Raw genomic sequence first — 10734 nt, forward strand, 5'->3', positions numbered from 1 at the left:
GGTGACGTTGCTGTTGATTCTACTGTTTTTGCGGCACGCAGCAAGGGCAGACATCGGATGTTTCCGCACAAAGTTCCGGTGGATCTTCGCCAGACACCCGCAGCCGACCCGCAGACAACGCCCGCGCGGCGCTTTAGAATGAGCATTCACAGGCAGGTGCGCGGGCGCTCCTGCTTCGTTCGCGGCGGTGTGAGGCTGCCTTGGACGGATCATGAACGGGGACGATTGATCATGAGTGACGGCGCACCTGATTCCGGATCAGAACCCCGCGCCGTACCGCCGCGAAAGCCGCCGGCTCCCCCACGGATCGGAACACCGAAGGAAAGCCCGACGGCGGCCAACGGCCTGCCTGCCCCGCCCACCATGGCGGTGGCCAGCCGGGAGGAAAGCCCCGCGCTCGACAACTACGGAGAGTTCATTGCGCGGCTGGATGCAGCAGCCGGCAAGCTGAGTCCGCGGCGGGATGCTTTGGCCACGGCCCTCGGCGCTGCGGAACTGCTCTTGGTCCAGAACCAGACAGGGCTTGAGCTGTGGGGTCAGCGCCTCTCGCTCATCAGCCAGCTCCTGGCCCGGCACAGCGGACCGCATGAGGCGCGGAGATACAGCACGCTCCGGGAACTTCGTGACGTTGCAGCCAAGATGGAGCGGATGTTCACCAGCCGCGTGCAGCGCGTGCAGGGAGTGTGCCGCGCGATCCGTGCGCGCCGGGACCGGATCAACACGTCGCTGTTTGAGCTGGAGAAAAGCAGAGTCAAGCTGACGTCGTCGCGGATGCTCGCGCTGGAGCGGGACAATCTGCGGAAGGTCGCCGATGACCTTGCCGTCGCCCCAGACGGCACCAGCCTCGGTTTTCCGGATCCGGGCCTTCGGGAAAGCCTTCGCGAAGCGCGGGAAGCAATCATTCTGGCCGAGGCCCTGCTGGAAGTGAAAGGGAACTGATCATGCCAACTCCACCCACCCACTCCCGGGAAGTCTGCAGCTTCACTTCCAAGCAATGGACGGGCAGGCCGGGCGAGGAAGCGGGCGCCATGTTCGGCCGGTTTTCCGTCGTCGGGTTCGTTGTGTGCCTGATCCTGATGCTCTTTGTACCCGGCCTTCGGGACGTCGGCGCCACCATGCTGTTTGTCGCGCTCTTCGCCACCGCCTTCACCACGCTGGGCATCCGGGCCAAAAGTTCGAGCGAGCGGGCGTTCCTGCAGCGGCTGACCGGGACCGTCAATGACGTGGTTCTTGAACTGACGGCGGACCGGACCCAGCAGCTCTCGGCTGACGGTCTCCGCTCACTGCTCCTCGACGGCGAGAGCCTGCCACTGTCGGTGAACGGCGTGTCCGGCCTGCGCCTGTTGGTCGTCACGCAGCGCCCACCGAAGGCAAAGCAGAATGCCAAGCCGAAAGCCGATGCAGTCACCACCAAAAGGATCGTCATCGCAGCCACCCCGCCGGATTACGGCATCCGCAGCTTCGACCGGCTCCTCGAGACCGCCACCACCGATCCCGGCTTCAACTTGGCCGCCTCGTAGCGCAAGAGCCAGAACAGCGCAGGAGGGCGCGCCCGGCCAGGCCGGACGCGCCCTCCATTTTGCGCGGTATCCCCCAGCCGGGATCAGTCGATAAGCACCGGAGGTTCGACACGCTCTGGGGACTCGACATGGCCCGGGGCCTTGGCGGAACGGTTCATGGAACGGTGGTGCAGCCGGTTCGCCACCGCCAGGAGGGCCACGAGGGCGAACGTGCTCAGAAGCTGGGGACGGGAATCCTCACCGATGAAGCCCACCGTGAAGATGGCCGCGAGAATGAGCAGGCCAATACCCGTCAGCCAGGGAAAGCCCGCCATCCGCAGCGGAAGGAAAGTTCCCTCACGGTCGGCGCGGAGACGCAGTGCTAGTTGGGCGAGCAGGGCGGAAGCCCAAACCAGCAGGGACGTCGAGCCCACGATGTTCAGCAGGAGGGGAAGGACCTTCTCCGGGAAGGCCACCTCGAGCACGGCCGTCACGACGCCAAAGGAGACGCTGGCCAGGACTGCGACCACCGGGACCCGGGCCTTGGACAGGGAGGCGAGGACGCGCGGGGCTTCACCCCGCTCGGCGAGGGAGAACGCCATCCGGGAGGCTCCGTAGAGGTTGGCATTGAGGGCCCGAGAGCAGTGCCGCGACAGCAACGAAGGTGATGGCGGTTGCTGCGCCAGGCATGCCTGCGGCGTCCAGCACAGCAGCGAACGGGCTCTTCAGGCCCGCCGAACCCACGGGAACCACGGCCGCGATGATGAAGATCGCGCCGATGTAGAAGACGAGGATGCGCCAGAGCACGGTGCGGACGGCCATTCCAACGCTGCGGGCAGGATCCTGGGTTTCGGCTGCCGCCACCGAGACAATCTCGGTGCCGCCGAAGGCGAAAGCCACCACGAAGAGCGCCGTCGCGATTCCGGCGAATCCGTGCGGGGCGAAACCGCCTCCAGTGAAGTTGAAGTTGGCTAGGCCCGGCGACGGGACTCCCGGTAGCCAGCCGAACAGGAGCGCGACGCCGATGAGGAGGAAACCGACGATTGCGGCCACCTTGAGCAGCGCGAACCAGAATTCGAATTCGCCGAAGTTCTTCACCCGGGTGAGGTTCACGGCGGTGAGCACAGCGATGAACACGAAGGCCATCAGCCACACCGGCAATTCGGGGAAGATGGTGGAAAGCAGGCCTGCCGCACCCAGCGCTTCCGCCGCGATGACAACCACCAGTTGCAGCCACCAGAGCCAGCCCACGGTGGCACCGGCAACGGGCCCGAATGCGCGGGCGGTATAGACGGAGAAGGCGCCGCTGTCCGGGTTGGCGGCTGCCATCTCACCAAGGGCCCACATCACGAGGATGATGAGGGTGCCGGCCACCAGGTAGGAGATCAGCACCGCCGGGCCGGCGGCCTGGATGCCGGCGCCCGAACCGATGAAGAGACCGGCGCCAATGGCGCTTCCGAGTCCCATCATTGTGAGCTGGCGGGGTTTCAGGGCGGCGCCAAGCGCCGGGGCAGACGTCATTGTCTGTTGTTCCATTAGGAGTCCTCTGGGTTGTATGTCGAACTGGTAAGGATCGAACGGGTTAAAGGTGGAACGGGTTGGGGTTTCAGGCCGCGCGGGCTGCCGGGACGGCTGCCAGAACCTGGAGCACGCGGTCGTTGGAGGCGGGGTCGGCAACTGTGATCCGGATGCCGTCGCCCTGGTAGGCGCGGACCATGATGTCCGCCTGGTCGAATGCGGCCACGAGCCTCGCCCGGAGGTCATCGGCGGCCCGGATCCACAGGAAGTTGCCCTGGCTCGGCTGCAGCTTCCAACCCTGGGCCGCCAGCTGCGCGGCTAGCCGCGAGCGCTCTTCCTTGACGACGGCGACCCTCGCCTGCATCTCGTCCGTCGCGTCCAGCGAGGCGATGGCAGCCTTCTGGGCCAGGGCCGTCACGGCGAACGGAATGGCAGTCCTGCGCAGTCCCTCGGCGATTGCCGGGGCGGCCACGGCGTATCCCACGCGCAGGCCGGCGAGCCCGTAGGCCTTCGAGAAGGTGCGGAGGATGCACACGTTGGGGTACTCACGGTAGAGCGCCAGGGAGTCGGGCCCGGTGCCCGCCACGGCGTATTCCACGTAGGCCTCGTCGATCACCACGAGGATGTCCGAGCGGATGGACCGGAGGAACGCCTCGATGCGTCCATGGCCGATGGGGACGCCGGTCGGGTTGTTGGGGGTGCAGAGCAGGACCACTTTGGTCCGCTCGGTGACGGCTGCCGCCATGGCGTCGAGGTCGTGGCCTTCGGCATCGTCCAGCGGTATGCGAACGGCCCGGGCGCCGGCCAGCTCCACCAGGATGGGGTATGCCTCGAAGCTCCGCCACGCGAAGATCACTTCATCCCCGGCGTCGCAAAGCCCGGTGATGACCTGCTGGAGGACGCCGACGCTGCCGGGTCCCACCGCGACTTCCCCCGCGCTGACGCCGAGGTGCCCGGCGATCCGTTCGCGGAGTTCGACGGCGGCCATGTCCGGGTAGCGGTTCATCCTGCCGGCCGCTTCGGCCACCGCAGCGGCGGCCGCGGGCAGGGGTTCGTAGTGGCTTTCATTGCTGGCGAGGGCCGCGATGTCCTCGCCAGCACTGCGCCGGCCCGGGACGTAGGACGGCAGGCCGGAGACCGCTGCACGCAGGACGGGGTGCGCGGTTTCGGCTGCTGTCAGGATCTGATCAGTGGTCATGAGGCTTGATCATGGAAGTGACGCGGGCCACATTGCAAGATACTCTGGTTTCCTTGGGATTTCTGCTCAACTTCTATCGTTTGTGGTGAAAATGTGACCATCCCCACTCCCCGCACCTTTGATTCTTTGGATGCCAGGATCATTCTTGCGCTCGACAAGGACCCGGAAGCCAGCGCGCTGGCACTGTCCCGGACGCTCGGCGTCGCCCGGAACACCGTGCACGCGCGCCTGGCGAAGCTCCAGAGCGGCGGCGCGCTCAGGTCCTTCAGCCGGAGGCTGGACCCCGCAGCGCTGGGCTACGGGCTGCTGGCGTTTCTCTCCCTCGCCATCAGCCAGGCCCGCGCCAAGTCGGTTGAAAGCGGGCTCGAAGCGATTCCGGAGGTCATCGAGGTGCATGCCACCACGGGGGATGCGGACCTCATGGCCAAGGTGGTGGCGCGGGACACGGCCGATCTCTACCGGATCACCAACCAGATCCTGGAAATCGACGGGATCCAGCGGACCAGCACGGCCATCTCCGTCGTGGAGCTCATGCCGCCCCGCTACGACGGCCTGCTCGCCCGGCTGTCACAGCAGGAGAACCGCCAACTTGGCTAGGGCAAAAAGTGACCGCACCACCACTGGGCATATTTTCAGTAGGTGCAGCAAGAAACTGCCAAAAGTACCAACAAATATTCAGTGTGTTGCTAATCCTTGGCCCAGATTCGACGATTCCTGCATGACTTCTCTTACAGTGTCCGGCCGGGTGGCGCAGGTTCTCAGCAGCTATCTCAGCGATGTGTTCGGTGTGATGGGCAACGGCAACGTCTACTTCCTGGACGCCGCCGAGAAGGCGGGCCTCCGCTTCACCGCAGTACGCCATGAGGGCGCCGCAATCGCTGCGGCGGACGCCTACTACCGGGCATCGGGACGCCTCGCGGCGGGAACCACCACCTACGGCCCCGGTTACACCAACGCCCTGACGGCCCTCGCGGAAGCGGTCAGGGCGCAGATCCCCACCGTGCTCGTCACCGGGGACGCCCCGAGCGGCGGCGCCCGTCCCTGGGACGTGGACCAGGCGGCAATCGCCGCCGGGCTGGGAGCGGCGACGTTCACGGTCACCCGTGAAGCCGCGGGCTCCATCACGCAGGAAGCGGTGGAGTACGCACTTGCCCGGCGGACCGCCGTCGTCATCGCCATCCCGTACGACCTGGCGGCCGTTGCGGCGGCGGACGAAGAGCTTCCCGCGCCGACACTGGCGGCTGCCGTGAGGGACGACGCCGACGGCGGACTCGGCCGGGCGGCCGAACTTCTGGCCGGGGCAAAGCGGCCGCTCATCCTTGCCGGCCGCGGAGCGCACCTCGCCGGAGCCGGCCCCGAACTCCGGGAACTGGCCGACCGCCTCGGGGCGCTTACCGCCGGGACGGCACTGGCGCTGAACCTGCTGCAGGGCGAGGGTTACCTCGGCGTCGCGGGCGGTTTCGGCACGGATACCGCCGCCGGGCTCATGCGCGAGGCGGACGTGGTGCTCGTGGCGGGGGCAAGCCTGAGCCCGTTCACCATGCGCTTCGGGCACCTGATCGGCCCGGACGCCACCGTGATCCAAATCGACGCCGGCATGGAGCCGACTAACCCGCGGGTGGACCTGTTCGTCACTGCGGACGCGAAGGCCGCCGCGGGCCGGCTCCTCCGCCTGCTGGATGCCGCCGCCCTCTCCGGGGCCGGGGCATCGAAGGCCTGGCGCGCGGAAGCACTCAAGCGCCTGGCCGAAGGACCCTGCCACCACCCCGGCACCGCGGAGACCCCGGACGGCCGCCTTGACCCCCGCGCGCTTGCCACGGCACTGGATGCCGTCCTGCCGGAACGCCGCACCGTGGTCCAGGACGGCGGGCACTTCTTGGGCTGGGCACCCATGTACTGGCGCATCCCGCGCCCCCAGGACCTGGTCATGGTGGGAACCGCCTTCCAGTCGATCGGGCTCGGCCTCGCCAGCGCCGTCGGGGCCGCCCGGGCAGTGGACGACGGCAACACCCTGGTGCTGGCCGCGGGCGACGGCGGATTCCTGATGGGCCTGTCCGACCTGGAGTCGCTCGTGGGCGCGGCGAGCAGCGCCGTCGTCGTGATCTATAACGACGCCGCCTACGGGGCCGAGATTCATCAGTACGGCTCCCAGGGCCTGACCGAAAAGCCCATGCTGATCCCCGAGGTGGACTTCAGCGGAATCGCCCGCGCGATCGGGGCGGAATCCGCGATCATCCGCACCCTGTCGGACCTTTCCGCGCTCACGGACTGGATCGACGCCGGCGCAAAGGGCACCTTCGTGGCCGACTGCCGCATCACCACGAGCGTCCGGGCCCCGTGGCTGAGCGAATGGATGCAGGCGAAGGAGACCGCTGCAAAGGAGACGGTCGCCGGCTAGGTGCCATCGGGTCGATCGGGCGTCAGCTGCCTTTCTTCAGTTCCTCGGCGAGCATCACGATGATCCCGCTGGGACCGCGGAGGTACGTGAGTTTGTAGAGGTCGGCGTAGGTCCCCACGCCGCGTAGCGGGTAGCATCCGTGCTTTGCAGCTATCTCAAGGGCCTCATCGATGTCGTCTACAGAGAAGGCCACGCGGTGCATGCCGATGTCGTTGGGACGCGTCGGCTCCGACTCGATCGCCTCGGGATGGATGTATTCGAAGAGCTCAAGTTGACCATGACCGTCCGGGGTCTCGAGCATCGCGATTTTGGCGTGGTTTCCGTCAAGTCCAACTGCAGTATCGGTCCACTCGCCGCTGACCGTGTCACGGCCGACGACTTTGAGACCGAGATCGGTGAAAAAGGCGATTGCTGCTTCGATGTCGCGGACAGCGATACCCACATTCTCAAGTTTGATGGCCATGCGTTGAAAGCTACCAAGGCGGAGCGATTAGCTCCAGTGACGAGGCGCCACTGGCCTCGGATGGACCGGCCCCGAGTACAGGGGCCGGCGACAGGCAGGGGCTACAGTCAAGGAAGAACGAGAAGGCTGGGAGCGGGCAGGAGGGCACATGGCGCGGACGGATTTTGATCCGGCGCAGATGTCACCGCGGGATTTCTATCAGTTGTTGACAGCGGTGGTGGTTCCGAGACCGATCGCCTGGGTGTCCACTACCTCGGTGGAGGGCGTGGACAATCTGGCGCCGCATTCGTTCTATACGGTGGCGTCTGTGGATCCGCCCATTGTCCAGTTCACTTCGGTGGGCGAGAAGGATTCGCTGCGCAACATCGAGGCACAGGGTGAGTTCGTCGTGAACCTCACCCCGGCCTCCCTGTTTGAAGAGGTCAATGCCACCGGGACGGACTTTCCGCCGAAGACGAGTGAGTTCGACGCCGTTGGTTTATCCCGGGAACCGAGCGCCGTGGTGCGTCCTCCGCGGGTGCAGGATTCGCCTGTGGCCCTGGAGTGCCGGCTGCACAGCACCTTACCGTTGGGCAATTGCACGCTGGTGTTTGGTGAGGTGGTCTACGCGGTCGTGTCCACGCACGTGCTGGAGGGTGACCATCCGCAGATTGATCTCTTGGAGCCGTTGTCCCGGCTGGGGCGCAATGAGTGGGGGACGCTTGGGCCGATCCAGGAGATCCGCCGCATCCGTGCAAAGGACTGGCCGGGTCACTTTGGCCGGGCTGGCCAGGATGAGTGAAAGCAGAGTCTGCCGATCACCTCGACTTAGGCTCCCTTCGTCCTGGCTTGGACCAAGTTGGCGAAGGGCAGCTTTCCGTAAGTCCTGACGAATTCCGCGTGGTACTCGGCTTCGGCATTGTTCAGCTCCTCCGCTGCCAGCTCCTTCCACGCGATAATGAGCGACTGAGAGCCGGCGAGTTGCCAGATGAGCCGCCCGTCCCAATGGCCAACAGGCTTCCCGCGGCCGAAGTCAGTGAACTCTTGAATATGCTTTCGCAGTCCGCGGTTGCCCGTGCTTCCTGGGCCGGCTTTTCCGATGTAGAGGACATCCGCGTTTTCGATCCACTCCGCGTTCAGGGCAGGTTTGGGCAGGGATGGATCCCGCTTCTTGAAGCGGGCTCCCACGCTCTTCGCAAGGAACACCCGCTCGAAGCCCTCGGGTTTGAGCACTACATAGAGTCCGGGGGCCCGTGGAACCCGGTTGATATCCAGCTGATCAAACGATCTGAACCCGGCGAACGCGTCGTCTTTCAGCGTCTGTTTGTTGATCGGCAATGCGTGTTCCTTAAGTTTCTCTGGGCTAGACGGACCAGCTTACGGGCAGGCCTGCGACATGGATAATGATCGGATCCGACCGCGATAGTAGGGTGCGGAGCGAAGCAGACAGGCTCTTAGGCATCGCAGTGAAGTACGGCTATGGCTCGACCGACGCATTCGGCCGGGCGTTCCGGTCGGTGCATGGCGCCGGCCCCGCTGACGTGCGCCGGAACGGCGCCCCCCCTCGTACTCAACATCGGGCCTGCTCCAGGTGAGCGCGGGTGTCGATCCGGACTACACGGAGGGCAGCGAACTGACCTACCTCCGCGGCGTCGCCGTCGCCGAAAAGACGCCGGTGCCCGAGGAGCTCGACGCTATCGAGGTTCCTGCCGGTACCTGGGCGGTGTTCAAAGCCGAATGCGAGTACCCGGCGGTCCTGCAGTCCACGTGGGCGGCCACAGCCACCGACTGGTTCCCGTCAAGTCCGTGGCGGCTCCGGCCCGGACCCTCGATCGTGGCGGTCCTTGACTGCGCCGCCGGCTTCAGACGGCCAGCTGCGAATTGAGGCTCCCGGTAGAAGGCGCCTAGCCGAGCAGCCGCGCGATCGGCGACATCTTGCTGCTTGCAATCGGGCTGCCACCGGTTAATGCCTGACCGATTGCGGGCCTGGTGTTGCGCCCTGCCCTGACAGGCGAATCAGTGACCGGACCACGAGTGCGGCGGCAGCAATCGGTGCGATGAAGGGGCCATTGCCGCCTCCCCCGTTGATGGTGCATCTGGTGCTGTAGTGCCCCCGGCAAAGCATGCGGCGGCACAAATGAATAGCAAGAATAGGCCCGCCGGCCCCAAGGGGGCTTTACAGGCTAACTACTTAGACTCACAATATAGTCATGGATGTTTCAACTTCAGCGTCCGAAACCGCCGGGGGCACCCAATGGCCAAGCGACTGGCTTCGAGCAACGCTGGGTTTCCTTGCCCTCCGCGCACTATCCGCCGGGCCGTCCTACGGTTACGCCATCATCAGTGAACTCGAGCGCAACGGGTTCGGCACGATCAAAGGCGGCACTCTGTATCCGCTTCTCACCCGATACCAGGCCGCCGGCATGGTAACCACCGAATGGAAGGCTGGTGACGGCGGCCCCGGCCGAAAGTACTTCGCACTGACCGATTACGGCCGCGCCGAGCTCACCCGCCTCAGCGCTGACTGGCTACGCTTCACCAACCTCAGCACCCACTACCTCGGCCCCGAGGCGCACACAAAGGAGTCCTCCACATGATGCATGAGACCACCGATAAGAAATGGTTCGACGACCTCATTCTGGAACTTCGCCTGCGCCAGGTGCACGGGAGCGCCATCGGTGACACCGTGGCAAGCGCGCAGGAACTCCTCGCTGACACCGGCCAGCCGGCTGAGGAAGCATTCGGACCGGCCCGGGCCTATGCCGCTGCGCTCGAGCTACCCACTGCACCGCAACATGAGTGGGTGCGGAGGGCACTCTGGCCGGCGCTGCTCGGGCTGCTGGCCTTCCTTGTCTTCAATCAGGCAGTCGTGTCCGCGGTCCGGTCGGAGCAGATGCTGGTTTCTCCCCTGCAGTTGGCTCTTGTTGCCACACCAGTCGTGCTCATAGCCTTACTACCGCTATATCTCGCCGCCGCCATCCGACGCATCTGGGTACTTATCACCCTGAGTGCAATCTGCGCGCTGGCCGGGCTCCTCTCCGGCGTCGCAGCCCCGACGACCCAAGCCGAAGCCTGGCTGACGATTGATCCGCTGCCTTGGCTGATCGTGAGCGCCCTAACCATGGTGGTTCTGTCGATCATGAACACCATCCGATCCTCCCGGCCTAACAACGACGACATCCCCGACCCGCGCTCCGCCACCACGCACAGCAGCGGAACCGGAACGAAAATAATAGTGCTGATCACCAACTGGCTTTTTCCCATACTCGCTCTGGCCATGCTCGGCCTCGCATTTTCTTTCCGCTGAACCTGCCTGAAGGCTCAGGGTGCCGCGCGTTGACGTCAAGCGCCTAGGACAATGCGACTGCAGGCCCAGCTCCTTCTGCTGCGGTTGCGGCACAGGGCGACCACAGGGTGGCCGGGTTCTGGGGCCGGCGAGTGCCAGATTCGCCGGAGTCAACCCGGTCCGAGCCGGGCCAAGCTGCTGGACCTGCGAGCCAGGGACCCGGTGCTGGTCCTCACGCAGTACGTCCGGCATGCCAGCCGGCCGTTCGATCCGGCCAAGTGCCTCATCGCCGACCGTTCAGGCCACCTCGCCGCTATGCAGTCCGTCCAGTACTGACGGCACGCCTAAATCATTCGCAGATACGCTCTTTTAGATACTGATTCGATCACTTTT

10 protein-coding genes and 2 pseudogenes are annotated in these 10734 nt (G+C 65.5%); 8 read left to right on the top strand and 4 right to left on the bottom strand.

Annotation, left to right across the window (positions count from 1 at the left end):
• The first annotated feature begins 231 nt into the window (after positions 1-231).
• Together DBZ45_RS04480 and DBZ45_RS04485 are read left to right on the top strand one after the other, a co-directional pair.
• Entirely contained in the window at positions 232-939 is a 708-nt protein-coding gene (locus DBZ45_RS04480) for a hypothetical protein (protein ID WP_146617448.1), read from the top strand.
• Positions 940-941: 2 nt separating this feature from the next.
• Positions 942-1520, top strand: coding sequence for a hypothetical protein (locus DBZ45_RS04485; RefSeq protein WP_146617449.1), 579 nt, complete (start codon positions 942-944; stop codon positions 1518-1520).
• 83 nt (positions 1521-1603) lie between these two features.
• Here DBZ45_RS04485 and DBZ45_RS04490 read toward each other — a convergent pair.
• Positions 1604-3035 (bottom strand): annotated as a pseudogene (locus tag DBZ45_RS04490) (amino acid permease).
• A gap of 70 nt (positions 3036-3105) precedes the next feature.
• Entirely contained in the window at positions 3106-4215 is a 1110-nt protein-coding gene (gene hisC / locus DBZ45_RS04495; protein ID WP_111902752.1) for a histidinol-phosphate transaminase, read from the bottom strand.
• A 93-nt stretch (positions 4216-4308) separates the two neighbouring features.
• Here hisC and DBZ45_RS04500 point away from each other — a divergent pair, with 93 nt between their 5' ends.
• Together DBZ45_RS04500 and DBZ45_RS04505 are read left to right on the top strand one after the other, a co-directional pair.
• Positions 4309-4812 carry an Lrp/AsnC family transcriptional regulator gene (locus tag DBZ45_RS04500; RefSeq protein ID WP_111902753.1) on the top strand — a complete coding sequence of 168 codons (504 nt, stop codon included), beginning with the start codon at positions 4309-4311 and terminating at the stop codon, positions 4810-4812.
• Between the two features lie 121 nt (positions 4813-4933).
• On the top strand, positions 4934-6613 hold the full coding sequence (locus DBZ45_RS04505; RefSeq protein ID WP_111902754.1) for a thiamine pyrophosphate-binding protein: 1680 nt from the start codon (positions 4934-4936) through the stop codon (positions 6611-6613).
• Between the two features lie 22 nt (positions 6614-6635).
• On the opposite strand, the gene DBZ45_RS04510 is transcribed toward DBZ45_RS04505, so the two are convergent.
• Positions 6636-7076: a VOC family protein gene (locus DBZ45_RS04510; protein WP_111902755.1), complete on the bottom strand. Its 441-nt coding sequence runs from the start codon at positions 7074-7076 to the stop codon at positions 6636-6638.
• A gap of 148 nt (positions 7077-7224) precedes the next feature.
• Here DBZ45_RS04510 and DBZ45_RS04515 point away from each other — a divergent pair, with 148 nt between their 5' ends.
• A complete protein-coding gene (locus DBZ45_RS04515; RefSeq protein ID WP_190243007.1) occupies positions 7225-7857 on the top strand; it encodes a flavin reductase family protein in 633 nt (210 codons plus the stop codon).
• A gap of 26 nt (positions 7858-7883) precedes the next feature.
• Here DBZ45_RS04515 and DBZ45_RS04520 read toward each other — a convergent pair whose 3' ends face one another.
• The gene (locus DBZ45_RS04520) at positions 7884-8393 is read right to left on the bottom strand and encodes a hypothetical protein (RefSeq protein ID WP_111902756.1); all 510 of its coding nucleotides are present in this window, start codon (positions 8391-8393) and stop codon (positions 7884-7886) included.
• Positions 8394-8506: 113 nt separating this feature from the next.
• Between DBZ45_RS04520 and DBZ45_RS04525 the strand changes: the two are divergent.
• From DBZ45_RS04525 to DBZ45_RS04535, 3 genes and pseudogenes are all read left to right on the top strand, one after another.
• Positions 8507-8963 (top strand): annotated as a pseudogene (locus DBZ45_RS04525) (GyrI-like domain-containing protein); the annotation flags it as partial.
• A 302-nt stretch (positions 8964-9265) separates the two neighbouring features.
• Complete coding sequence (locus tag DBZ45_RS04530; RefSeq protein ID WP_111902757.1) at positions 9266-9652, top strand: PadR family transcriptional regulator; 387 nt, start codon at positions 9266-9268, stop codon at positions 9650-9652.
• Entirely contained in the window at positions 9649-10362 is a 714-nt protein-coding gene (locus tag DBZ45_RS04535) for a hypothetical protein (protein WP_111902758.1), read from the top strand. The genes DBZ45_RS04530 and DBZ45_RS04535 overlap by 4 nt, the downstream gene beginning before the upstream one ends.
• The last annotated feature ends 372 nt before the right edge of the window (positions 10363-10734 follow it).

This window comes from Arthrobacter globiformis, from assembly GCF_003261175.1.
GTDB lineage: Bacteria > Actinomycetota > Actinomycetes > Actinomycetales > Micrococcaceae > Arthrobacter > Arthrobacter globiformis_A.